The organism is Rhizobium sp. 05N430, assembly GCF_056396985.1.
Genome location: NZ_JBFTMO010000001.1, coordinates 104620 through 127622 on the forward strand (window position 1 = coordinate 104620; position 23003 = coordinate 127622).

A 23003-nucleotide genomic window follows, 5' to 3' on the forward strand; every position below is an offset into this window, starting at 1 on the left:
TGACGGACGCCGCCGCTTTTTGTCCGCTTGGAAGATCGGCGCAAAAGGACTATTTGCGGTCCCACATGAGCAATCCATGCGGTGCGCGACGATCGGCGCCCGTGGACGGACGATCGATTTGGAAGGAACATGGAAATGGCGATGACGGATGTCAGCGGGCTTTCGCAGCTCGGTTCGCAGGTTGAATCACCAACGAGCCCGGAAGCGGCCGTTCTCGAAAAGGTGCCGAATGGCAGCCAGGGCGCCGACTATGTCGTGCGTTTCACGGCGCCTGAGTTCACCTCGCTTTGCCCGATGACCGGGCAGCCGGATTTCGCCCATATCGTCATCGATTACATCCCCAACGAATGGCTGGTGGAATCGAAGTCGCTGAAGCTTTTCCTGCATTCCTTCCGCAATCACGGAGCATTCCACGAGGATTGCTCGGTCTATATCGCCAAGCGGATCGCCGAGCTGCTCGATCCCAAGTGGCTGCGTATCGGCGCCTACTGGTATCCGCGCGGCGGCATCCCGATCGATGTCTTCTGGCAGACCGGCAAGCCGCCGGAGCATGTCTGGCTGCCGGATCAGGGCGTCGCCAGCTATCGCGGCCGGGGCTGACCTGCGCACGCACGAAAATGTGATCGCTGGGCAAAATCTGCCGCGGCGTTCCGCATCGGCGTTAAGTCGATATTTATAATCATCTTTTGGCGGCAGCGGATTTCGCGGCCGCCTTTTCGCGTTAAGTGGCTTGGATTGCAGCAGAGTTTCCTCCCCGCTATGTGCGGAGGGCATCCTGTCACACACTTCATTCAAGAGATAAAATCATGGCCATTGATCAAGCCGCCGCAGCCCCGCGCGCGGCCGCCGATACGTCCCGCTACGACAAAATGACGATTGCCCTGCACTGGCTGACCGCGATCCTCGTGATTGCGCTCTTTGCCGCCGCCTATGTCTGGAACTCGCTTCCAAAGGGTACGCCGCTTCGCAAGGAGCTGCAGGCTATTCATATTTCGCTCGGACTGCTGTTCACCGTCGTGTTCATCGTCCGCCTCGTCTGGCGCAGCTCCGGCGGCAAGCGGCTTGCGGCTGCCGATGCCGGCATCAACGCGCTGTTGTCCAGGGGCATGCACTGGCTTCTCTACTGTCTGCTGATTGCGCAGATGGTTCTCGGCTTCCTGCTGCGCTGGGCGCAGGGCGAGCCTTTCGAGTTTTTCGGGCTGTTCTCGGTGCCGAGCCTGTTTGCGCAGGACAAGCCGCTCGCTCATACCTATGAGATGCTGCACAACGATGCTGCCTGGATCATCATCGTGCTGGCCGCAGGCCACGCGCTTGCAGCGCTCGGCCACCACTATCTGCTGCGCGACGGCGTTCTCAAGCGGATGATGCCGCACGGCTAACCATCGAGGTGGCATACGGCGCCCTGCGCCGTATGCCACCCATATCAGACGTCCGACGTGTCGCCGCTATCCTGTGAATCGTCAAAACTATCGTCATCGTCGGAGGGATCGTAGTCTGCCTGCTGGATATTGCTGTTGTCGTCGTTGCCGGCCGAATTGTCGGCGGCCTGCTTGCCGTCGTCACCGCCGTAGTAGTTGTTGATGACGGTCTCTTCCGTCGGTGCCGGCGTGTTGCCGAACGGGCTTGAGCCGAAGGGCGAACCCCAGCCGAGCGACGACATGTGATTGCCGAAGACACCGCTCAGCGAATTGGCGAGCAGCATGCCGCCGGCAACGCCGGCTGCCGTGCCAAGCGCGCCGCGCAGGAAGCTGCCACCGGCCGAAGGAGCGTCCGGCTGCGGGTTCCAGGGGCCGGACGGCTGCTGCTGCCGCGGCTGCATCGGGCGTACATTGTCGTCGTAGCCGCGGTCCTGATAGCTCTGGCGCGGGGCATTGCCCCACGGGCCGGAGGGCTGGGCGGCCTGCTGCGTCTGGCCGCTGCCGAAGATCGAGCTCAGGAACCCGCCGCCTTGTTCTGCCTGGCGGTGTTCGCTCTCGCCGGCTTCCAGCTGGCGGACGCGCTCTTCGAGCTCCTTGATGTGGTTGGCGGCTGCTTCCAGCCCCTTTTCCTGCACGATGACGGCCTGTGCCAGATAATAGGTCGTGTAGGGCTGTTCGCGCACGCCCTGATCGATCAGCGCCTCGGCGTCGCGATCGCGCGGCGTGGCGGATGCGGTGCGTACCCTGTCGAAAAGGCCGGTCAGCAATTGGCGTTCTTCCGGTGACATGGCTCTCTCCTGTGTTACGTGCGGGATAAGCCCGCCTACGAATGACGTAGGAACGGATTCCGGCTTTTCAAAGCCTTGGCAACTTACATTTCGGTAAGCTCAGTCGCGCGCCCAGATCCGCAGCCGGCCGAGCGCGGTAAAGCCGAGCGCCAAGGCATTTTCCAGGTCGTCGCCGCTCTCATAGCCGACGATAGGTTCGCCGGGAAAAAGCCGCCGCGCTTCTCTGACGAGCCCGGTGCGGATCGGCTGCTCATTGCCGCCGATGGCAAAGACATTCGAATGGCCGATCACCTCGGCCTGGTGATTGAGAATGGCGCCGCCCTGCAGCGCCTTGTCGGAATAGGCAGCGAGGAAGGCGATCTCGGGCCTCTGCAGCAGCGGTTCGGCGAAAATGGGTGTGGCCTGCGGTTCTCCGCCCGCCCAGGCTTTCTCCCAGGCGGCGAGTTTTCCGGCGGTTTCGACGCGCTCCCATGTCAGGCCAGAGCCGTCGTCATCGAGGTCATCATCAGCATCGAGACCGATCCATTCGGCCTCGAACAGCACGGTAAAACCCTGCGGCGCGAGATCGAGGGCGCAGTAGCTGTCCTTGATGCCCCAGCCGCCCGGCCGCGAGCGGGTGAGGACGGCGATTGCCTCCTCCTGTTCGGCGGCACTTTCCGCGCCGGTCAGCGTGATGGCATCGGGATAGAAGGGCGGGGTGCCCTGACGGTGCAGCCAGAGTGTTCGGGCAAACTCGCCGCGCTGGCCGTGCGCGGCGCAGACGGCGTCGCACCAGAGCGCGTTGTTTCTGACGGCCCGATGAAGCAAAGGCGATGTCATCTTTTCCTCCCGCCTGGGGATAGCAGCATAATGCTGGCAGTTCTCGGGTTTGTCATAAGAATATCTTCACCCGTTCCGTGGCTTGTCTTTTTCCCGCATTGTTTTACGCATTGAGTCACACTATGTCCGGGAAACCCGAATGAAGCCGAGAGAGGTTCGAATGAACGACGAAGAACAAGAGGACAAGACCAAGGAACTGTCTTTGGGGAAGGACGCAGAGGCTAACCTCTTCAAATCGCGTTCGATCTTCATCTACGGCCCGATCACCATGGAGCTTGGCCAGAAGGTCTGCTCGCAGCTCGTGGCGCTTGCCGCAGCCAGCGACGAAGACATCCGTATCTACGTGAGCTCGCCTGGCGGCCACGTCGAGTCGGGCGATTCGATCCATGACATGATCAAGTTCATCAAGCCGAAGGTCTGGATGATCGGTACCGGCTGGGTCGCTTCTGCCGGCGCGCTGATTTATGTCGCGGTTCCGAAGGAACAGCGTCTCTGCCTGCCGAACACCCGCTTCCTGCTGCACCAGCCCTCCGGCGGCACGCGCGGCATGGCGTCGGACATCGAGATCCAGGCACGTGAAATCATCAAGATGAACGAGCGCCTGAACAAGATCTTCTCGGTGGCCACCGGCCAGCCGGTCGACAAGATCGCCAGGGACACGGATCGCGACTACTGGCTCTCGGCCGAAGAGGCCAAGGATTACGGCCTGGTGTCGCGCGTCATCACCTCGCAGAGCGAGATCTGATACAATCCGGGGCGTTCGCGCCCCGTTTTTCTTTCCGCCTGCCGGTCAGCCCGGCGCCGGCTTCCAGCGCTCTTCGATGATCTCCTGCGCCAGTTCGAAGACGCCATCTTCATCTTCGCCCGCATTGTCGCCAAGCAGTGCGATCGCCGCGTCATAGACGGCGTTTTCCTCGTCGTCCGACAGAAGATTCTTTTCGTTCAATGTCTTGATGAGCGATGCGAGAATGGCCGCTGAAGAAAGGCCAACCGCTGCTCTGCTGAGGTCATCGGGATCGTCCGACATTCATTCACCTGGATTTTTGGTTCTCCACCGCAACTAAATTAGGCTTTTTTGCTCGCATAGCAAGCATTTGCCAGTTTCGGGTTCGACCTGACGTGCCTGGTGGCAGGAATCTCCGGGCTGCCAGCAATTATCCGCCTCACTACCGCAGTAGGTTCTATCTGTGATTGTTCAACCTAAGCGTAAGTTTGAGGCATGCTTGGCGCGGCAAGATTGCCGCATTGCCCGTGTACGCATTTCAACGTGAGGTTTTGGGCCGGTTGCCGGCAGATGAATTTTCGGGGGAAGATTCCATGACGAATACGAGTGGGGTGACGACAGGTTTCTCGCTTCTGTGGCGCACGCCGGACAGGGCTCCGCAGCCGCCGGACTTCGACAAGATGCACTCTGCCGCGGAAGGTTCGCCGCGTGGCAAAGCTGCGGACGAAACGCAGATAACGTCGGCAGACCTTCGCAATGCGGCGGATCGCTGGCAGGCGACGGCAATCCGTATCCTGATCGGCGGGGCGACTGATGACTCGATTTCGGCGGCAGCCAACAGCGTTGTCGATGCCGGGGCAGGGGACGACACGGTCACCGTAGGAGAAAAGAGCTTCGTCAATGGCGGCGCCGGTGACGATACGATCGGCGCCTGGTCCGACAGCGTCATCTACGGCGGCGAAGGTAATGACGAGATCGATGCCTGGAGCGGCAGCGAGATCGACGGCGGCGCTGGCAACGACACCATCAAGGCGTGGGCCGACAGCCGCGTGTCGGGCGGCACGGGGGACGACACGATCGACGCAGGAGGTGGTGGGAGCTATGTCGATGGTGGCGACGGCAATGATAACATCAAGGCGGTGTCCGGAACCGTCAGCGGTGGAAATGGCAATGACGTCATCAGTGTTTTCTCTGACGGACGCGTCGATGGCGGGGAGGGCAACGATTTGATTGACGCGTGGTCCGACAGCTATGTCGATGGTGGCTTGGGCGACGACACGATTGTGGTTCATTCCGGCAGCGTTGCCATCGGCGGCAGGGGAAATGATACGATTGTCGTTGGAGGTGGTGCGACGGTGCGGTTTGCTGCCGGTGATGGCCGAGACACCGTTTGGGCGGCCGGCAGCGCCAGCATCGAGTTTGGAGAAGGGCTGAGTGTCGATAAGATGCGCGTCGAGCACAAGGATGGCAAAACCGTTATATCCTTCGACGGTCATCCGGATGACAGCGTGACGATCCAGGGTTTGTACAAAACCGCCACCATCAGCTTCACCGACGGCTCGTCGCAACAGATCGAGCAGCCGGTCGATCTTGAAGCCCAGGCGGCGCTCATCGCGCGGTTCAACGAGAGCAAGGACAGACCGATTCCGCTAGTCGCCACCAGATAGCGGCTGACGACAATTTGCAGGGCCGCCTGCACTTGCATGCGGCCCAAGCTCCATGCTCCATGCGGTATTCGCCCCCATCACGCGAGTCCCGCAATGTTCAAAGACTTTTCCGTTCAAAGCCTGTTCATGGGCGTTCTCGCGGCCTTCGCGGGTTTTGCCAGTTCCTTTGCCGTCGTGCTGCACGGCCTGCAGGCCGTCGGCGCCACCGAGGCGCAGGCGGCGTCGGGCTTGATGGCACTGTCGCTGGGGCTCGGGATCTGCGCTATCGTTCTGAGTTTCACCACACGGCTGCCGGTCAGCATGGCCTGGTCGACGCCGGGGGCGGCGCTGCTTGCCAGTACTGGGATCGTCGAGGGCAGGTTCAATGCGGCTGTCGGCGCTTTCATCGTCTGTGCGCTGCTGATCGTGATTGCCGGTCTCTTCAAGCCGCTGGGCCGGGCGGTGGCGGCCATTCCCGCGCCGCTTGCCAATGCGATGCTGGCGGGCGTGCTGATTGGGCTCTGCTTCGCGCCGGTCAAGGCTGTGGCGTTCAATCCGCTGCTCGGATTGCCGATCGTTCTGACGTGGATGGTGGTCGGTGCCTTCAAGCGGCTCTGGGCGGTCCCGGCAGCGCTTGCGGCGTTCGGGCTGGTTGTGGTCTTCGGCGTCGATGTTCCCGATGGGGCAGGCGCGGCGGTCGGGCGGGCGCTGCTGCCGACCGTCGAGTTTGTCGCCCCGGTCTTCAACCTGCCGGCCTTCATCTCGATCGCCCTGCCGCTGTTCATCGTCACTATGGCCTCGCAGAATATTCCCGGCATCGCGGTCATGAAGGTCAACGGCTACGAGCCGAAGCCCGGGCCGCTATTTGCCGTCTCGGGTGTCTTTTCGCTGCTGGCTGCGCCATTCGGTGGCCATGCGGTCAATCTGGCGGCGATCACCGCGGCGATGTGTGCCGGTCCCGATGCGCATCCGGATCCGGCTCGCCGTTATTGGGCGGTGCTGGTCTGCGGTATCTGCTACCTGATCCTCGGGCCGCTTGCCGGTGCCGTGACGACTGCGGTGGCGCTTGCGCCGCCGGTGCTGATCCAGGCGGTCGCCGGCCTTGCGCTGGTCGGTGCCTTCTCGAGCTCCGCCATGGCGGCGTTCCAGGCGCCCGAATCGCGCGAGGCCGCAGCGATCACGTTTCTGGTCACCGCATCAGGCGTTTCCTTCGCGGGGATCTCCGGTGCTTTCTGGGGATTGCTGGCGGGCGGATTGATGCTGACGCTGCAGCATCTGGTGAAAAGGGCAAAAGCATAGGTGGGGGGGGGTTGCCAGTTTTTTAGCGCACGGCTATAAGCCCGAGCATGAAGACCACAGGCGCAAAGATTTCTGGCACGATTGCACGCGGGCGTATCGCCCTGCGCGACAACGCGCATGCCCTGACCTCGCTTCTTCTCCTCGGCCTTACGCGCGGTTGCCGGGTCCGTTGAGGAGCGCCCGGCGGCCGAAAAGCCTGCCGGCATAAGAGCTCCTCTCACGAACGTTCAAGACCAGGCCACACAAGACCCCTACAGGTCCGCATTGAAGACGGCTCATCCCCGAACGGGCGCCGGCTTATGCGTGAAGCGAGAAGAGACGACGACAATGGACGCCAACAGCAACTCCTCCAAAACCAGCACCTCCCCGAAGGCCGGCATGCCCGAAGCCGGGCTGAAATACCGCGCCTATCCGACGATCAACATTCCTGACCGCACCTGGCCGTCGACGACCATCACCAAGGCGCCGATCTGGTGTTCGGTGGATCTGCGCGACGGCAACCAGTCACTGGTCAACCCGATGGGCCACGACCGCAAGGCCCGGATGTTCCAGCTGTTGCTCGACATGGGTTTCAAGGAAATCGAGATCGGCTTCCCCTCGGCTTCGCAGACCGATTTCGACTTCGCCCGCTGGTGCGTGGAAGAGGGTGGCGTGCCTGACGACGTTTCCCTGCAGGTCTTGGTGCAGTGCCGCCCCGAACTGATCACCCGCACCTTCGAATCGCTGCAGGGTGCCCACAAGCCGATCATCCATTTCTACAATTCGACCTCCGAGCTGCAGCGCCGCGTGGTGTTCGCCAAGGATGTCAACGGCATCAAGCAGATCGCCGTCGATGCGGCGAAGATGATCACCGACATGGCGGAAAAGGCCGGTGGCGGTTACCGCTTCCAGTATTCGCCGGAGAGCTTTACCGGCACCGAGCTGGAAGTGGCGCTGGAAATCTGCAACGCGGTTATCGCCGAAGTGAAGCCGACCGCAGACAACAAGCTGATCATCAACCTGCCATCGACCGTCGAGATGGCGACGCCGAACATCTATGCCGACCAGATCGAGTGGATGTGCCGGCAGATCGACAACCGCGACAATATCATCATCTCCTTGCATCCGCATAATGACCGCGGCACCGGCATCGCCGCGACCGAACTCGGCCTGATGGCGGGTGCCGACCGCGTCGAAGGCACGCTGTTCGGCAATGGCGAGCGCACCGGCAATGTCGACGTCGTGACGCTGGCGCTGAACATGTACACGCAGGGGATCGATCCGGAACTGGATTGCTCCGATATCGAGCGGATCAAGGCCGTCTACGAATATTCCAACGAGATGGTCATTCCGGAGCGCCACCCCTATGTCGGCGAACTGGTCTATACCGCCTTCTCCGGCTCGCATCAGGATGCGATCAACAAGGGCATGAAGGCGATCAAGGTCGCCAACCATCCGGTCTGGGAAGTGCCGTATCTGCCGATCGACCCGCAGGATGTCGGCCGCTCCTACGAGGCGATCATCCGCATCAACTCGCAGTCGGGCAAGGGCGGCATCGCCTATATCCTGCAGCAGGATTATGGGCTCAATCTGCCGCGCAACCTGCAGGTCGAATATCGCGAGGAAATCCAGCGGATCACCGATGAAGAAGGCAAGGAAGTGCCATCGAAGCGGATCTACGAGCACTTCATCGACCGCTACGTGACGCAGCCGAAGGGCCGCATCAAGTTCGTCGATCACCACACATTCGCCGATCCCGAGCGCAAGGGCGTGCGTGTGGTTGCCGCCGAGATCACCGACAACGGTGTGACCAAGAAGATCGAAGGCCGCGGCAACGGCCCGATCGACGGCTTCATCAACGCGCTCTCGGACTATCTCGGCGTCGAAATGTCGGTGCAGGATTACTCCGAGCACTCGCTGCAGCACGGCTCGAACGCCTCGGCGATCTCCTATGTCGAGACCGCCTATCCGGGTGGAAAGCTGTTCGGCGCCGGCATCAGCACCAATATCGTCGGCGCCTCGCTGGAAGCGATCGTCTCGGCCGCCAACCGCGTGCTCGACGTCAAGGCTGGCAAGAACTGAGACATCGACAATGAAAAGGTGCAGCGGAGCGATCCGCTGCACCTTTTTGATTCCGTTTTGCTGTCGCGCTTAAATTTCTGCCGCGACTTCCATGGCGATCTGGCTGAGCGAGGCTTCGGCGGAGGGGCCGACGAGGGCGTAGGACGTACCGGCATTGTGCCAGGTCACCAGACCGACTTCGTCCTTGATGGTTTCCTTGAAGTCCTCGGTATCGGCAGGCTGGCTATCCTTGCGGAAATAGATCGAGATCAGGTCGCCGTCGGCGCTTGAATAGACCAGCTGCCCGGCCGGGCGGCCATCGCCAAGCACGACACGGGCACCCTGGAACGTCCAGCCCTCGCCGGTCAGGTCAGGCACACGGAAGGCGACGCCGACGGTCGAGGTCAGCCAGCTTGAGATCTCTTCTGCCTGCGAGGCAGGCACTTCCACCAGATGGCGGGGCTGACGGATGATCATCCGCTGATAGCCGGCCACATCGTTCAGCCAATCCTTGGTGCGCGGGCTGTCGTCGGTGACGTGCTGGTCGTCACCCGGCGTCGGATCGCCCGGACCTATGCCGACGAGATAGCCGATGCCGCATCCGGCAGCGAAGAGAATGAGTGCGGCGGCGAGCGCCTTCGGCCCGGAAGGCGACAGCTTCAGCGACGGGCGCGTGGTGCGCGGCGCGACAGGCGCCTTTGGCGGCTGCACGCTCTTGATCGAACGCACCAGCGCCAGAGGAACGGGCTCCTTCAGCACATCCTCAAGCCTGCGGCGGCCAAAATCGGCGCCGTGCCTCAGCTTGTCATAGAGCCTGCGCGCGCCTTCGTCGCTGGCGATGCGCTCTTCTAGCTCATGCTTCTGCTCCGGCGTCGTTTCGCCGTCGAGAAGGGCGGTCAGCTGTGCATCGAGCGGCAGTTTCTTGAAATCCGGCAAAGGTCAGTACCTGTGGTGAAAGTCGTCGGCGAGGCTGGCGAAATGCAGTCTCGCGGCGGCAAGCTGCGCCGAAACGCCGATTGCCGGAATGCCCATGATCTCGGCCGTCTGCTCGTAACTGTGACCTTCGACCACGGTCAGCAGGAAGATGCTGGCGAGGTTCTCGGGCATTTCCGCAAGCATCCGGTGGACGAGATCGGTATCGGGAACGGTGGTGCGCTCGCGGGCGGCCTCGCGGATGTCGGTGACGTTGCCTTTCGGCGTGGCAGGGCGGGGACGGCGCTTGCGGCCTTCGTCATTCCAGAGATGCCGCGCCAGCGTATAGACCCAGCTTTCCAGCCGTCCTTCGCCGTTCCATTGCTGGCTCTTGGCGACGGCGCGCTGACAGACGCTCTGCACCAGTTCATCGGCTGCCGCGACATCACCCGTCAGGGTCATCGCAAAACGGCGCAACCGCGGCAGCAAGCCGACTAGGTCGCGTCGGATGTCGATGGTCGTTACGGGCTGACGCATAGTCTCATTTCATGAACATGTCCGGCGCGAAGCGCCGGTGCGGGTAAACGATTTTATATCGCGAATGTGACCTTTATGAAACAAGTTTGACGTGCTTCGCAACAAGAAGAGAGGCTAAGCGGGGATTTCCCAAAGGTTTTCCGCCGCTCATCACACGCTCGTGTTTCAATAGGTCCTGTAACCGTTCAGGCTTTGCAGCAGCGCGCGGTAGGCCCAGGTGCTTTCGCCACCGCGATCGCGGATTTCGACGAGCTGGACCTTGGCGCCCTGAACGTCTCCTTGTTCCACCAAAGCCTGGCCCATATATGACCGGGCGAGAATATAATTCTCGTCGGCCTGCAGCGCCTTGCGATAGTAGGACATGCCGAGTTCGAAGCGGCCGGCCTTGCGGTTGGCGTAGCCGAGATAATTGAGGATGCGCGGGTCGTTCTGGTTCTTTGCCAGCGTCAGAATGTTGATGGCGTTCTCATACTGGCCGGCATAGGCGAATTCGCGGGCGAACTTGTAGAGATCGTCGTCGTTGAAGCTCTGCTTCTTGGCGTCGACGCATTCCTTCTTCTCCTTGTCCCAGACCTTGCCCTCGGCGCATTTGGTGGTCGTCTCGGTCTTCGGCGGCGGGCTGGTTTCGTCGTTCTCGTCGCCGACTGCGAAGGCCGGTGCGGCAAGCCCGGCGGCAAGGCCGAAGGCGAGGGTGAGGCGGCAGATACGGTTGGCGGCGATGCGCATGAGAGGCTCCCTGATCGGCGTCGATGGCGCGATTGTACGCCTCGATCTGGAAATACCAAGGGCAGGATTACCGCGCGGGAAAAATCCTCGCAAAGCGATTCAAGCTGCGGCGAAACTGATTCCGCTTTTGCTGCTAAAGCTTGAAAATATCGACGCTTTCGGGCGAAACGCCATCGCCCTGATCGTTGAGGCTGAAGCGTTCGCCCTTCAGTTCCCAGGCGCCGGGCGAGCCATCGATCGAGAAGAGATTATAGGCGGCGCGCGGCTTCATGCCGCCGGGGCCCTGAGAGGCGGATGCGATGCCGACGACGGGGACCGGGCCTGTCTGTCCCTTCAGCCAGTATAGCGTATTGAGATGGGTGTGGCCGTGCAGCACGAGCTCGGCGCCGCCTGATGTGACGACGGCGGCGAAGCGGCGGATGCCGATCATCCGCTTGTGGAACGAGGTGGCGCCGCGGATCGGCGGATGGTGGATCATCACCACGCGGAAGAGCCCGGCTTCGCCTGCCGCGCGCAGCATGTTGACCGCTTCGCGGGCCTGGCGCTGGCCAAAGAAGCCGCTGGCGGCAAAGGGTGGCGTGGCGACGGCGGTCGAGCAGCCGATGATCGCGACTTTGCCGCGGACCCTGAGATAGGGAAAGATGTGCTTGTCTTCCTGCCATTCGGCAGGCGCCAGGTCACCGCGCACATAATCGTACCAGGCACGCATCGACTTCTCGTAGGCGCCCGGCACATAGGCGTCGTGATTGCCGGGGACGATCGACGTCTCCTCGGGATCGCCGAGATCGCGCAGCCAGCCGGCGGCGGAGCGGATTTCCAGCCCGCTCGCCAGATTGACGAGATCGCCGGTAACCGCCAGGTGATCGGCATTGTGAGCGCGGATGTCCTCCAGAAGCAGATCCAGCGTTCCGCCGAAAAGATGCTTGCGCCGGTTACGGTGCCAGTTCACAAAGCCGGTGATGCGCTTCGAGAAGAGCTCGCGGAATGAAAGACGGGGAAGTGGGCCGAGGTGAATGTCTGAGATATGCGCGAGCTTGAACATGCTACGACACATAGACCAGGATATTTACAATTCAAACACATCTGCTTGAACGAAATAGTGAAAACGGAACGATGGCGAGCAACGAGATCAGGTCCTGGCAGTCGAAAATCCTGATGCGGGTCGTCCACGTCTATTTCGCCGCGACGCGGGGAATGACGATGGGTGTCAGGGCCGCGTGTTTCGATCCGTCAGGCCGCGTCTTCCTGGTCCGCCACAGCTATGTGCCGGGCTGGCATATGCCGGGCGGCGGCATCGAGCGGCGCGAGACGTCGCATGAGGCGCTGGTCAAGGAATTGCGGGAAGAGGGGAACCTTCGGATCATCGGCGAGCCGAAGCTCTTTCAGGTCTATCTCAACATGTCGGCCAGCCGGCGCGACCATGTCGTCTTCTACCGTGCCGATGTCGAGCAGACTGCGCCACGCCAGCCCGATATGGAAATAGTCGAGAGCGGTTTCTTCGCGCTCGATGCGCTGCCGGAGGGAACCACCGAGGCGACCAAGCGCCGCCTCAGGGAATTGAGCGGCGCAGAGCCGGCCGCTCAATACTGGTAGGGGTCAGGCGGCCGCAAGCTTGGCGCGGCCATGCGGCCGGTCGAGATCGAGATCAGGGCCGACAGGAACGATGCCGGTCGGGTTGATCGTCTTGTGGCTGCGGTAATAATGCTCCTTGATGTGGCGCATGTTCACCGTCTCCTTGACGCCAGGCGTCTGGTAGAGATCACGCAGGTAGCCCGACAGGTTCGGGTAGTCGTCGATGCGGCGGATATTGCACTTGAAATGGCCGACATAGACGGGGTCGAAGCGCACCAGTGTGGTAAACAGCCGCCAGTCTGCCTCCGTCAGGGTATCGCCGAACAGGTAGCGGCCCTTTCCAAGCCGGGCTTCCAGCACATCCAGCGTTTCGAACAGCTTGACGACGCTCTGGCCGTAGGCTTCCTGCGTGGTCGCGAAACCGGCCTTGTAGACGCCGTTGTTGACGGTGTCATAGATGAGGGCGTTCAGCTCATCGATTCCGGCGGCGAGATTGGCCGGATAGAGGTCGAGCGTCGAGCCGGTGAGGCCGTCGAAGGCGCTGTTGAACATGCGGATGATTTCGGCCGACTCGTTGTTGACGATGGTGCCTGTCTTCTTGTCCCAGAGCACCGGAACCGTGACACGGCCCGAATAGTGCGGATCGGCCTTCACATAGATTTCCCAGAGCGCCTTGGCGCCGAACAGATGGTCGCCGGTGGCACCTTCGCTGATCTGGAATTCCCAGCCGTTTTCGACCATCAGCGGATCGACGACGGAGACGGAGATGATATCCTCGAGCTTCTTCAGCTTGCGGAAGATCAGCGTGCGGTGTGCCCAGGGACAGGCGAGCGAGACGTAGAGATGGTAGCGGTCGCGCTCGGCCTTGAAGCCGCCGGTGCCGGAAGGGCCGGCTGCGCCATCGGCGGTCACCCAGTTGCGGAACTGTGAGGCGGCCCGTTTGAAATGCCCCTTGGTTTCCTTCGTATCGTACCAGACGTCATGCCAGACGCCTTCCACCAGCATGCCCATTGTGTGTTTCCTTCGAATTGGTCTCGTTGACGCAAAGATATCGCAGACGGCCGGTCTTTGCAGTGGGCAAAGAATGAACAGTGCGTCACAGGCCATTTTGCGCAGCCTGCATTTTGCGTTGGACGGCGGATTTTTTTCCTGCTATCGGCCTTTTCACGATTTTCCTGCGGAACCCGATTTGATGCACGCAATCAGAAGCCTGCGACGACGCTGAAGCTCCCGAACGCCTGAGGGCGTGCTCGAGAACCCCAGCTTTCTGTCTATCCGGTTTCTGTCTCATCATGCACAAGCACGATCTGGTCTACCTCACTGAGGATGCGTCTCACGACGCCGCAATCGAACTCATCAACGAAGAAGCATTTGGTCCCGGCCGGCACACCCGTGCGGCAGCGCGTATCCGCGAGCAGGGGCCGCATGATCTGTCGCTTTCCTTCATCTGCGCCGACGACGGCGAAACCATCGCTTCCGTGCGGATGACGCCGGTGATGGCTGGTGGCGTGAAGGGGCATCTGCTGGGGCCGCTCGCGGTGCGCCCATCGCACAAGAGTCGGGGCATCGGGCGCGAACTGGTGCGGATCGCGGTGGAGGCCGCAAAACGCAAGGGTTCGGAGGCGATCATCCTTGTTGGCGATCCGCCCTATTACTGCCAGCTTGGTTTCGAAAGGGTCGCCCTTAATGCGCTGAGCTTCCCGGGCCCGGTCGATCCGGCGCGCGTTCTCGTCGTGCCGGTCAGCGATGACGCGCATCAGCGGCTCAGGGGCTCAATTAGCTGGCGTAAATAGAGCTTATGCTTTATCAAGCCCCTGATTTTGCTTGGGACTCACCAGGCGAGTTTCAGCTGGGAGGCGGCATGAGCGGACTATCGATGGACGAAGCGCTGGAGCGTGCCGGAACCGGTGCTTTCCAGCGGCGGCTGATGGGGATCTTCGGGCTCGTCTGGACAGCGGATGCGATGCAGGTGCTGGCCGTCGGCTTTACCGCCGCCTCGATCGCCGCGACCTTCGAGATCACCGTGGCGCAGGCGCTGCAGACCGGAACGGTATTCTTCCTGGGCATGCTGATCGGCGCCGTCGTCTTCGGGCGGCTGGCCGATCGTTTGGGGCGGCGCTACGCGCTGATCCTCACCGTCGCCTGCGATGCGATCTTCGGCCTGCTGTCGATCTTTGCGCCCGATTTTACCAGCCTGCTGATCCTGCGCCTGCTGACCGGCATGGCGGTCGGCGGCACGCTGCCGGTCGACTACGCGATGATGGCTGAATTCCTGCCGTCGAAGAACCGTGGCCGCTGGCTGGTGATGCTCGAGGGCTTCTGGGCGATCGGGACGCTGATCGTGGCACTCGCGGCCTGGGCGGCAAGTGTGGCGGGCGTGGCAGACGCCTGGCGCTATATCTTTGCCGTCACGGCGGTACCGGCGATCCTCGGCGTGGCACTTCGCTTCTTCGTGCCGGAATCGCCGCATTACCTGCTGCGGTCGGGCCGGGCTGCCGATGCCAAAGCGATCGTCAACCGGATGCTCGAGGCCCATGGGAAGCCACCGCTTGCCGCCGGCGACGAGATTGTCGCCGCGCCGCATGCCGCCTCGGAAGGGCTGTTTTCGCCCGATCTTCGCCGCCGCAGCCTGATGATCCTGGCGATCTGGTTCCTGGTTTCCGTTTCTTATTACGGCGTCTTCACCTGGATGCCCGCGAAGCTGGCGGGCGAGGGCTTCGGTTTCGTGCGCGGCTACGGCTTCCTGGTCTTCGTCGCGCTGGCGCAGATCCCGGGCTATGCGCTTGCGGCCTATGGCGTGGAAGCGTGGGGACGGCGGCCAACGCTGATCGGTTTCTGCCTGCTCTCAGCTGCCGGGTGCCTGCTGTTCGTCCTGTCGCCCGATGATCTCCTCATCGGCGCATCGCTGCTGATCATGAGCTTCGCGCTGCTCGGCACCTGGGGTGCGCTTTACGCCTATACGCCCGAACTCTATCCGACCGCATCGCGCGCCACCGGCATGGGTGCTGCGGGCGCCATGGCCCGCCTCGGCGGTCTCGTCGCGCCCTCGGTGATGACCTTCGTGGTGACGCTCGGGCTTGGCGTGGCGATCGGGCTGTTTGCCGGATTGCTGGTGATTGCCGCTCTGGCGGCGCTGGCGATCGATGCGGAAACGCGCCAGGCTTCGCTTAGTTAGGGTTCGAAGCGCTTCTTCAGCCAGGTGAAGGTGTGGCCGCCGGCGAATTCGCCGAGCGCGCCGATCGTCTCATAGCCATAGCGCTGGTAGACCTTGAGGGCATCCGGGCTCATCGTGTCGATAAAGGCGCCGATGCAGCCGCGGCGCTTCGCTTCGTCTTCCGCCATCTCAAGCAGCGTTCCGGCCATGCCTTTGCCGCGCAGTTCCTCGGGAACGAAGAGCATTTCGATATAGAGCCAGTCGCGGGCCGTGTAGCCGACGAGCCCGCCGGATATCTCGCCGTCATCGCCGCGCAGGCGGATCGCCAGCTTTTCGCGGCCGCTCTCGCCGAAGCGGGCGAGATTGTAGGCGATCAGCGGGTCGGCGATCTTCTTGCGGTCCTTCTTGGAAAGAACCTTGGTGACCTTCAGCTTCTGCGGGGTCATGTGAAAACTCTTCGGCGGCGATTGCTATTCGCCTGCCGATATCAGAGTCTCGCCTTCACACAAAGCCGCTCAACGGCCCTCACGCCACCACATGGCGCCGAAGGCCAGCAGCAGGACGCCGACGCCGGCAAAACCGGCAAATAGCGGCAGCGTGTTGATGCCCTTCAGCACCGTTTCGTTGGTGAGCTTGATCTGCATGCGCTCGCTGTCGGCGACACGGATCTGGCCGCGCACCGGCAGAACCGGCGGCACTTCGATGGCGCCAGTTGCGTCCGAGACACGGGCAACGAGGCCGCGGCTCTTGTCGGTGATCGGCTTCAGCGCCTCGGTCGTCGATACCATCGCCTTGAACTCGGGCGCATCGACGGCGCCGACATGGACGAGGGTCGTCAGATCGCCGTTGCGGATCTCGAAGAGGCCGATCTCGTCCATCTTCTTCTCGGCCTTGTAGAGGCCGGGTTCGGACTGGGCGAGCGGCAAGTTCTCGGTCTTGCCGGATGGGTAGCGGACGGTTGCCTCGCCGGGATCGCCGCCGATCGTCTGGCGGGTGATTTCAAGCGTACGGCCCTGGGCGCGGGCAGTCAGCGCCTCTTCCTCGAGCGCCGGCTCCTTCATCAGCCAGTGGGCGATTCGGCGATAAAGCGAGACGTGCGGACCGCCGCCCTCGAAGCCGCGGGCCCAGAGCCAGCCCTGATCGGAGAGCAGCATGGCGACGCGGCCCTGGCCCGCGCGGTTCAAGACCAGGAGCGGATTGTTGTCGGCGCCGACCATGACGGTCTGGCCCTGCGGCTGCTCGACGCCGACGGAACGGAACCAGCGGCCCCAATGCGGCGGCTCGTCGGCGGAACCGTCGAGGCCGCGGGTGACCGGGTGCTTGCGCCCCTCGTCCGAGAGGCGTGGATAGAAGGCCTTCTCGATCATCTGGCCCGTCGGTGCCGCAGGCAGAACCGATTGCAGCGGCGTCAGCGCGATCGAGTCCTGGCCGGCATGTTCGGGGCCGGCGGCGATCAGCAGCGCACCGCCATTTTCGACATATTGGGCGATGTAATCGTAATAGAGGATCGGCAGCACGCCGCGATGCTGGTAGCGGTCGAAGATGATGAGATCGAAATCCTTGATCTTGTCGACGAACAGCTCACGGGTCGGGAAGGCGATCAGCGACAGTTCGTTGATCGGCGTGCCGTCCTGCTTTTCCGGCGGACGCAGGATGGTGAAATGCACCAGATCGACCGAGGCATCCGACTTCAGCAGATTGCGCCAGGCGCGCTCGCCGGCATGCGGCTCGCCTGAGACCAGCAGCACGCGCAGGTTCTCGCGGATGCCGTCGATGACATGGACGGCGCGGTTGTTGGCTTCCGTCACTTCGCCGGGCAGGGCGGCGACGGAAAATTCCAGAACGTTGCTGCCGCCGCGTGGAACGCGGAAGGAGAACGGGGTATCCTGACCGGGCGTTGCCTGCAGCGTGGCAATCTCGTCGCCGTTCAGCTTGACGGTGACGGTCGCGATGCCGCCAGGGCTCGGGCCATCGTCGAAGACGCGCAGGACAAGCTGCTGCTCCTCGTTGACGATGCCGAAGCGCGGCGCCTTGATGACCTCGATGCGGCGGTCGAATTCGTCGGGCTTGCCGGTGATCAGCCCGTGGATCGGGGCGTCGAAACCGAGTGCCTGGTTGACACCGGGAACATCGTGAACCTCGCCGTCCGTCAGCATGATCGCGCCGCCAATGCGGGCGGGCGGAACGTCGGCGACGGCGGCTGACAGGGCGTTGAACAGCCGTGTCGAGGGCGCGTCGGAATCCTCGGGTTCGGTCGCCTCGACATAGCGGGGCTCGATATCGGGGAAGCGCGACAGGCGGTCCTTCAGCTGCGCCAGCGCATCGTCGGTCATCTTGATCCGCTCAGGCGTCTGCTGGCTCTGGCTGCGGTCGACGATGACAGGGACCACCGTCGAAAGCGGTTCGCGGTCTTCCTGCATCAGCAGGGGGTTGGCGAGGGCGGCAAGCAGGGCGATGGCTGCGACCGTGCGGATCCACGCGCCGCGGACGCCGCGCAGGATGGCAAGGGTGGCAACGGCGGCGACGATCACGGCCAGGACGGCAAGGATCGGCCAGGGAATGAAGGGGGCGAAATTGAGCGTCATGTCACTGCCCCAAGCGTTCGAGGAGGGCGGGGACGTGAACCTGGTCGGTCTTGTAGTTGCCGGTCAGCATATACATCATGATGTTGACGCCGGCGCGGTAGGCGTACTCGCGCTGCGCCTCGTCCGGCGGCACGGTCGGCAGCAGCGGCGTTCCGTTTTCATCGACCGCCCAAGCGCCGGCAAAGTCGTTGCCGGTGATCAGGATCGGCGAGACGCCATCGGCGGAGGCTGCGGACTTCGGATCGCTGGCGCGATTGTCCTGACGGGCCTCGATCCAGAGCGGGCTGCCGGCATAGCGGCCGGGGAAGCTCGACAGCAGATAGAAGGACTTCGTCAGCACGTGGTCCGAGGGCACCGGTTCGAGCGGCGGAATATCGAGATTGGCAAGGATCTGCTGCAGGCGTTCGCCATTGGCGCTCTGCGCGCCACCGGAATTGTCGAGGGCGCTGAACTGGTCACGGGTATCGAAGAGCACCGTGCCGCCGGCGCGCATGTAGGCGTCGATGCGGTTGATCGCTGCCGTCGAGGGCATCGGGGCTGAGGCGGAAACCGGCCAGTAGATGATCGGGTAGAAGGAGAGCTCGTCCTTGGTCAGGTCGAGGCCGACAGGCGGTGCCGGCTCCAAGGTCGTGCGGTAGGTGAGGAATTCCGTCAACCCTTCGAGGCCGCGCTCGGAGATGTTGTCGACGTCCTGTTCGCCGGTCACGACGTAGGCGAGATGGGTGTTGTCGAGCCGTTGCAGGATCAGGTCGTCGCCGGGTTTGGAATCGTCGGCGCGCAGATCATGCGGCTGCAGGAAGAGGCCGGCGGCGATCGCCACGGCAATCAGCGCGGCGCTGCGGGCGGCGGGGCGAAGGCGCGAGAAGGCGCCGCTCATGAACATCACGATCAGGCTGTCGGCGAGCAGCAGCAGGAAGGCGATCAGGAAGAGCGCAGGCTTGGCCGACCATGTCTCGCCGCCGATCAATCCGGCGCGGATGACGGTGACGCCTGCGGTGTCCAGCGGCTTCAATTCGGCATTATCAGGCAATACATTCAACGCGGTAAAGCCATCTTCTGAACCATAGAGTCCGGGCGGATTGTCGAAGTTCGAGACCGGTGCGGCCTTGGCGTTCGGGATCAGTGGCCGGGCGGTTCCCGTTTCGGTGGTCAGCACGCCCTTGGCGTCGAGCAGCCGGAAGGGCGGCAGTGCTTCGGCGGTGGATGCCGCACCGGCCTCAGAGGTCACGCCGCCGGAGCGGGAGAGCTGGACGATACGGCGGAGCATTTCCACGAAGTTGCCGGAGATCGGCAGGTTCGACCATGTGGCCTCGGCGCTGACATGGAAGAGCACGATGCGCCCGGCACTGATCGGCTTGGTGGTGACGAGCGGCGTGCCGTCGGCAAGGCTGGCCCAGGTGCGTTCGGCAAGGTCAGGCGTCGGTTCGGCGAGAACCTGGCGCTTGATCGTCACGTCGGTTGGCCTCGCCATGCCGGCGAAGGGTCCGAAATTCGGGAAGTCGGCCAGCGGCTGCGGTTCGGCCCAGGAGAGCGCGCCGCCGAGCGCACGCTCGCCCTGGCGCAGCGTCACCGGCACCAGCGGATCGTCAGCCGGGGCTGCGGCAAGGCGCGGACCGGCGAAGCGGATCAGCGTGCCGCCATTGGCGATCCAGCGCTGCAGCGGCTCGTAGGTTTCCTGCGGCAGGCGACCGATATCGGCCATGATGATCACAGACGGGTTCTGCGACAGAAGATCCGGGATCGAGGTGGCGAGATCGGGCGAATTGGGTTCGATCAGATCGGCATAGGGCTGCAGGGCTCGCTGGATGTAATAGAGCGGCGAGAGCAGCGGCTGGAATTCGTCGCCCGCTTCGCCCGAGAGCAGCACGACGCGGCGGCGCTTGAAGCCGTCGTCGAGCAGGTGGACGGAACCAGCCGTCGCGTGGGCGTCGATGCTGACGCGGGCGAAATCGTTGCGCATCTCGAAGGGCGCGGCGATCGACCCTGTCGCCACCGACTGGCCGGGCTGGAAGGTGACGGAACCGGCGGCGATCGCGCGGCCCTGGGCGTCCTGCGCCGTCAGCGGCAATTGCGAGGCGGCTGCCGTGTCGAGGCGGGTGGCGGTGACGGTCATCGCATCGGCGGCATTGGCAGCACCGGTGATGGCGATGGTCTGCGCCCTGTCGCCTTCGACGAGGCGTAGCTCTGCCGGCTGCAGGTTCGCGAGGTCGCGGACAACCGTTTCGTTGTCCCTGGAGGCGGCGCCATCGGACAGGAAGGCGAGCGTGCCGGGCTTGGTGCCGTTCAAGGCGGCGCGCAGCGCTTCGAAGGCGCGCTGGCGGTCGGGAACGAGTGGCTTGGGTTCGGCGGCGCGCAGCTTGTCGCGGGCGACAGCCGCGGTGCCGGGAACCGCATCGTTGGTCGGGTCGGCGGTGAAGGCTATGGCGACGGGGCTGCCTGCGGATTCCGCGTCGTCGATCAGCGCTTCGGCGGTCTGCACGCGGCGCTCCCAATCGGGTGCGGTTGCCCAGCTATTGTCGACAAAGAGCACGAGCGGGCCGCCTGCGGCCAGCGAATTGGTGCGCGGATTGAAGACCGGATCGGCGATCGCCAGGATCACGGCGGCGGCAAGTAGCATACGCAGCAGCGTCAGCCACCAGGGGCTCTGCGCCGGTGTTTCCTCGCGCTTTAGAACGGTCGCGAGGATTTTCAGCGGCGGAAAGACTTCGGTCTTCGGGCGCGGCGGCGTCAGACGCAGCAGCCACCAGATGACCGGGAGGGCGACGAGGGCGCCGAGGATGGCGGGATAGGCGAAAGCGAAGGGAAGGGCGTTCACAGCTGCCCTCCATGCGTTGCCTTGGCCGGCATGCCGGAGAGATACATGTGGATCGCCACCAGCGCTTCGGATGCCAGATGGTCGGTCCGGTGGGTCACGAAGGTCCAGCCGAGATGACGCAGCGACTGGCCGAGACTGTCACGCCGGGCGAGATAGGCGCGCGTATAGGCATCGCGGATATTTTCGGCGCGGCCGGAGACGAGCTTGGAGCCGGTTTCCGGATCGGTGAATTCGGTGCGGCCGCTATAGGGGAAGATTTCTTCGGCCGGATCGGCCACTTCGACGACATGGCCGCGCAGGCCACGGCGGGCAAGCGGCGTCAGCCGCGCCATGACGGCATCGGCATCGTCGAGAAAATCGCCGATCAGCACCAGATCGCTCCAGCCGCGGATCATCGCCACTTCGGGCAGCCCGCCGGTGAGCTGCGAATGCATCAGTGCGGTTGCCAGACGCTCGGCGGCATTGCGTGCCGAAACCGGCTCCATGACGCCGGGGCAGCCGATGCGTTCGCCTGAGCGCGCCAGAATTTCGGCAAGCGCCAGCATGATGACAAGCGCGCGGCTCTCCTTGGACACGCTGCCGAGCGTCGACTTGTACATCATCGACGGCGACATGTCGGCAAAGAGCCAGATCGTGTGGGCGGCTTCCCATTCGCGTTCGCGGATATAGGTGTGGTCGTCGCGGGCCGAGCGGCGCCAGTCGATGCGCGACAGGCTCTCGCCTTCGGTATAGGGGCGGAACTGCCAGAAATTCTCGCCGATGCCGCGCTTGCGGCGGCCGTGCCAGCCGGCGATTACCGTGTTGGCGATGCGTTTGGCTTCGACCAGACAATCGGGCACCAGCGAGGCGCGCTGCCTTGCTCGTGCAAGCGCATCGCTGCCCGGTGTCGGATTGACGATCTGTCCGATAGACGCCACGCGTTCTCTATCCTTGTTCTTATCCCCGGGCCTGCTTGACGAGGCCGGCAATCACATCGCGGACCGACATGCCTTCGGCGCGGGCGGCGAAGGTCAGCGCCATGCGATGTTCGAGCACGGGTTCGGCCAGAGCATAGACGTCATCGAGCGAAGGCGCGAGGCGGCCTTCGTAGAGTGCGCGTGCGCGGGCGCAGAGCATCATCGCCTGGCCGGCGCGCGGGCCGGGGCCCCAGGCGACATGCTTGTCGGTCGCGGCATTGCCCTGGCCGGGACGGGCCGAGCGCACGAGGCCGAGGATGGCATCGACCACCTTGTCGCTGACGGGCATCTGGCGGATCAGGCTCTGAATCTGCGTCAGCCTGCCGGCATCGAGCACCGCCTGCGGCTTGGTTTCGCTGAGGCCGGTGGTTTCGAGCAGGATCTGCCGCTCGGCAGCAAGCTCCGGATAGTTGACGTCGACCTGCATCAGGAAGCGGTCGAGCTGGGCTTCGGGGAGCGGATAGGTGCCTTCCTGCTCCAGCGGGTTCTGGGTGGCGAGAACGTGGAACGGCGCCGGCAGGTCGTAGCGCTGGCCGGCGACGGTGATGTGATATTCCTGCATGGCCTGCAGCAGTGCCGACTGAGTACGCGGCGAGGCGCGGTTGATTTCGTCGGCCATCAGCAATTGGGCAAAGACCGGCCCCTTGACGAAGCGGAAAGAGCGGCGCCCGCTCTCGTCCTGGTCCATGACTTCGGAGCCGAGAATATCCGAGGGCATCAGGTCCGGGGTGAACTGGATGCGGTTGGCGCCGAGGCCGAGCACTTCGCCCAGCGTGGTGACGAGCTTGGTCTTGGCAAGGCCGGGAACACCGACCAGCAGCGCATGGCCGCCCGAAAGCACGGCGAGAAGCGTGTTCTCGACGACGCTTTCCTGACCGAAGATCACCTTCGAAACTTCTTCACGGACAAGGGCGATATCGGCAAGCGCCTTTTCGGCGGCGGCAATGATCGCCTTTTCATCGAGGCTGTCTTCGGTCTTCATCATACCCATCAGGCATCTCCAACGGCTAAA

General features: G+C 63.3%; 22 protein-coding genes. 9 read left to right on the forward strand and 13 right to left on the reverse strand.

The features are described from left to right. Positions 1–135: 135 nt before the first annotated feature. The gene (gene queF, locus AC1DJO_RS00520; protein WP_477968397.1) at positions 136–600 is read left to right on the forward strand and encodes a preQ(1) synthase; all 465 of its coding nucleotides are present in this window, start codon (positions 136–138) and stop codon (positions 598–600) included. A 206-nt stretch (positions 601–806) separates the two neighbouring features. After that, complete coding sequence (locus AC1DJO_RS00525) at positions 807–1379, forward strand: cytochrome b (protein WP_477968399.1); 573 nt, start codon at positions 807–809, stop codon at positions 1377–1379. A 44-nt stretch (positions 1380–1423) separates the two neighbouring features. Here the strand turns inward: AC1DJO_RS00525 and AC1DJO_RS00530 are convergent, their stop codons facing one another. Beyond that, positions 1424–2206, reverse strand: a complete 783-nt coding sequence (locus AC1DJO_RS00530; protein WP_477968401.1) for a DUF2076 domain-containing protein — start codon at positions 2204–2206, stop codon at positions 1424–1426. Positions 2207–2305: 99 nt separating this feature from the next. Continuing rightward, complete coding sequence (locus tag AC1DJO_RS00535; protein WP_477968403.1) at positions 2306–3025, reverse strand: hypothetical protein; 720 nt, start codon at positions 3023–3025, stop codon at positions 2306–2308. Between the two features lie 160 nt (positions 3026–3185). Between AC1DJO_RS00535 and AC1DJO_RS00540 the strand changes: the two genes are divergently transcribed. Further along, positions 3186–3770 (forward strand): ATP-dependent Clp protease proteolytic subunit, encoded by a 585-nt coding sequence (locus AC1DJO_RS00540; protein ID WP_112386219.1) that lies wholly within the window; start codon positions 3186–3188, stop codon positions 3768–3770. Positions 3771–3815: 45 nt separating this feature from the next. On the opposite strand, the gene AC1DJO_RS00545 is transcribed toward AC1DJO_RS00540, so the two are convergent. Beyond that, positions 3816–4052 carry a hypothetical protein gene (locus AC1DJO_RS00545; RefSeq protein WP_112386220.1) on the reverse strand — a complete coding sequence of 79 codons (237 nt, stop codon included), beginning with the start codon at positions 4050–4052 and terminating at the stop codon, positions 3816–3818. A gap of 257 nt (positions 4053–4309) precedes the next feature. Here AC1DJO_RS00545 and AC1DJO_RS00550 point away from each other — a divergent pair, with 257 nt between their 5' ends. The 3 genes from AC1DJO_RS00550 to leuA all read left to right on the forward strand — a co-directional run bounded on the left by AC1DJO_RS00550 (position 4310) and on the right by leuA (position 8755). Further along, complete coding sequence (locus AC1DJO_RS00550) at positions 4310–5416, forward strand: calcium-binding protein (protein WP_477968405.1); 1107 nt, start codon at positions 4310–4312, stop codon at positions 5414–5416. A 93-nt stretch (positions 5417–5509) separates the two neighbouring features. Beyond that, the gene (locus AC1DJO_RS00555; RefSeq protein ID WP_477968407.1) at positions 5510–6694 is read left to right on the forward strand and encodes a benzoate/H(+) symporter BenE family transporter; all 1185 of its coding nucleotides are present in this window, start codon (positions 5510–5512) and stop codon (positions 6692–6694) included. Positions 6695–7021: 327 nt separating this feature from the next. After that, positions 7022–8755, forward strand: coding sequence for a 2-isopropylmalate synthase (gene leuA, locus AC1DJO_RS00560; protein ID WP_477968409.1), 1734 nt, complete (start codon positions 7022–7024; stop codon positions 8753–8755). A gap of 69 nt (positions 8756–8824) precedes the next feature. On the opposite strand, the gene AC1DJO_RS00565 is transcribed toward leuA, so the two are convergent. The 4 genes from AC1DJO_RS00565 to AC1DJO_RS00580 form a co-directional block, all read right to left on the reverse strand. Continuing rightward, a complete protein-coding gene (locus tag AC1DJO_RS00565) occupies positions 8825–9670 on the reverse strand; it encodes an anti-sigma factor family protein (protein WP_477949276.1) in 846 nt (281 codons plus the stop codon). A gap of 3 nt (positions 9671–9673) precedes the next feature. Beyond that, positions 9674–10183, reverse strand: coding sequence for an RNA polymerase sigma factor (locus tag AC1DJO_RS00570; RefSeq protein ID WP_477968411.1), 510 nt, complete (start codon positions 10181–10183; stop codon positions 9674–9676). 165 nt (positions 10184–10348) lie between these two features. Next, on the reverse strand, positions 10349–10909 hold the full coding sequence (locus AC1DJO_RS00575; protein WP_477968413.1) for a tetratricopeptide repeat protein: 561 nt from the start codon (positions 10907–10909) through the stop codon (positions 10349–10351). Between the two features lie 133 nt (positions 10910–11042). After that, entirely contained in the window at positions 11043–11951 is a 909-nt protein-coding gene (locus AC1DJO_RS00580) for a metallophosphoesterase family protein (RefSeq protein ID WP_112515717.1), read from the reverse strand. Positions 11952–12022: 71 nt separating this feature from the next. Between AC1DJO_RS00580 and AC1DJO_RS00585 the strand changes: the two genes are divergently transcribed. Then, positions 12023–12502: an NUDIX domain-containing protein gene (locus tag AC1DJO_RS00585; protein ID WP_112537888.1), complete on the forward strand. Its 480-nt coding sequence runs from the start codon at positions 12023–12025 to the stop codon at positions 12500–12502. A 3-nt stretch (positions 12503–12505) separates the two neighbouring features. On the opposite strand, the gene AC1DJO_RS00590 is transcribed toward AC1DJO_RS00585, so the two are convergent. After that, a complete protein-coding gene (locus AC1DJO_RS00590) occupies positions 12506–13492 on the reverse strand; it encodes a glutathione S-transferase family protein (RefSeq protein ID WP_477968415.1) in 987 nt (328 codons plus the stop codon). 281 nt (positions 13493–13773) lie between these two features. On the opposite strand from AC1DJO_RS00590, the gene AC1DJO_RS00595 reads away from it, so the two are divergent. Continuing rightward, on the forward strand, positions 13774–14274 hold the full coding sequence (locus AC1DJO_RS00595; RefSeq protein ID WP_477968417.1) for a GNAT family N-acetyltransferase: 501 nt from the start codon (positions 13774–13776) through the stop codon (positions 14272–14274). A gap of 68 nt (positions 14275–14342) precedes the next feature. After that, on the forward strand, positions 14343–15656 hold the full coding sequence (locus AC1DJO_RS00600) for an MFS transporter (RefSeq protein ID WP_477968419.1): 1314 nt from the start codon (positions 14343–14345) through the stop codon (positions 15654–15656). Here the strand turns inward: AC1DJO_RS00600 and AC1DJO_RS00605 are convergent. From AC1DJO_RS00605 to AC1DJO_RS00625, 5 genes are all read right to left on the reverse strand, one after another. Next, positions 15653–16081 (reverse strand): GNAT family N-acetyltransferase, encoded by a 429-nt coding sequence (locus AC1DJO_RS00605; RefSeq protein WP_477968421.1) that lies wholly within the window; start codon positions 16079–16081, stop codon positions 15653–15655. The genes AC1DJO_RS00600 and AC1DJO_RS00605 overlap by 4 nt on opposite strands. Positions 16082–16150: 69 nt before the next feature. Continuing rightward, the gene (locus AC1DJO_RS00610) at positions 16151–18220 is read right to left on the reverse strand and encodes a hypothetical protein (RefSeq protein WP_477968423.1); all 2070 of its coding nucleotides are present in this window, start codon (positions 18218–18220) and stop codon (positions 16151–16153) included. Between the two features lies 1 nt (position 18221). Then, the gene (locus AC1DJO_RS00615) at positions 18222–21035 is read right to left on the reverse strand and encodes a DUF4159 domain-containing protein (RefSeq protein ID WP_477968425.1); all 2814 of its coding nucleotides are present in this window, start codon (positions 21033–21035) and stop codon (positions 18222–18224) included. Next, positions 21032–21952, reverse strand: a complete 921-nt coding sequence (locus AC1DJO_RS00620; protein ID WP_112386234.1) for a DUF58 domain-containing protein — start codon at positions 21950–21952, stop codon at positions 21032–21034. The genes AC1DJO_RS00615 and AC1DJO_RS00620 overlap by 4 nt, the downstream gene beginning before the upstream one ends. 19 nt (positions 21953–21971) lie before the next feature. Continuing rightward, positions 21972–22982 carry an AAA family ATPase gene (locus tag AC1DJO_RS00625; protein WP_112386235.1) on the reverse strand — a complete coding sequence of 337 codons (1011 nt, stop codon included), beginning with the start codon at positions 22980–22982 and terminating at the stop codon, positions 21972–21974. Positions 22983–23003: the final 21 nt, after the last annotated feature.

Excerpts from the sequence above, each read along its gene's own strand:
- leuA (WP_477968409.1), top strand. The coding sequence starts at position 7,022 with ATGGACGCCAACAGCAACTCCTCCAAAACCAGCACCTCCCCGAAGGCC.
- AC1DJO_RS00535 (WP_477968403.1), bottom strand. The coding sequence starts at position 3,025 with ATGACATCGCCTTTGCTTCATCGGGCCGTCAGAAACAACGCGCTCTGG.
- AC1DJO_RS00570 (WP_477968411.1), bottom strand. The coding sequence starts at position 10,183 with ATGCGTCAGCCCGTAACGACCATCGACATCCGACGCGACCTAGTCGGC.
- AC1DJO_RS00610 (WP_477968423.1), bottom strand. The coding sequence starts at position 18,220 with ATGACGCTCAATTTCGCCCCCTTCATTCCCTGGCCGATCCTTGCCGTC.
- queF (WP_477968397.1), top strand. The coding sequence starts at position 136 with ATGGCGATGACGGATGTCAGCGGGCTTTCGCAGCTCGGTTCGCAGGTT.
- AC1DJO_RS00575 (WP_477968413.1), bottom strand. The coding sequence starts at position 10,909 with ATGCGCATCGCCGCCAACCGTATCTGCCGCCTCACCCTCGCCTTCGGC.
- AC1DJO_RS00605 (WP_477968421.1), bottom strand. The coding sequence starts at position 16,081 with ATGACCCCGCAGAAGCTGAAGGTCACCAAGGTTCTTTCCAAGAAGGAC.
- AC1DJO_RS00540 (WP_112386219.1), top strand. The coding sequence starts at position 3,186 with ATGAACGACGAAGAACAAGAGGACAAGACCAAGGAACTGTCTTTGGGG.
- AC1DJO_RS00580 (WP_112515717.1), bottom strand. The coding sequence starts at position 11,951 with ATGTTCAAGCTCGCGCATATCTCAGACATTCACCTCGGCCCACTTCCC.
- AC1DJO_RS00595 (WP_477968417.1), top strand. The coding sequence starts at position 13,774 with ATGCACAAGCACGATCTGGTCTACCTCACTGAGGATGCGTCTCACGAC.
- AC1DJO_RS00545 (WP_112386220.1), bottom strand. The coding sequence starts at position 4,052 with ATGTCGGACGATCCCGATGACCTCAGCAGAGCAGCGGTTGGCCTTTCT.
- AC1DJO_RS00585 (WP_112537888.1), top strand. The coding sequence starts at position 12,023 with ATGGCGAGCAACGAGATCAGGTCCTGGCAGTCGAAAATCCTGATGCGG.
- AC1DJO_RS00590 (WP_477968415.1), bottom strand. The coding sequence starts at position 13,492 with ATGGGCATGCTGGTGGAAGGCGTCTGGCATGACGTCTGGTACGATACG.
- AC1DJO_RS00625 (WP_112386235.1), bottom strand. The coding sequence starts at position 22,982 with ATGGGTATGATGAAGACCGAAGACAGCCTCGATGAAAAGGCGATCATT.
- AC1DJO_RS00555 (WP_477968407.1), top strand. The coding sequence starts at position 5,510 with ATGTTCAAAGACTTTTCCGTTCAAAGCCTGTTCATGGGCGTTCTCGCG.
- AC1DJO_RS00530 (WP_477968401.1), bottom strand. The coding sequence starts at position 2,206 with ATGTCACCGGAAGAACGCCAATTGCTGACCGGCCTTTTCGACAGGGTA.
- AC1DJO_RS00600 (WP_477968419.1), top strand. The coding sequence starts at position 14,343 with ATGAGCGGACTATCGATGGACGAAGCGCTGGAGCGTGCCGGAACCGGT.
- AC1DJO_RS00525 (WP_477968399.1), top strand. The coding sequence starts at position 807 with ATGGCCATTGATCAAGCCGCCGCAGCCCCGCGCGCGGCCGCCGATACG.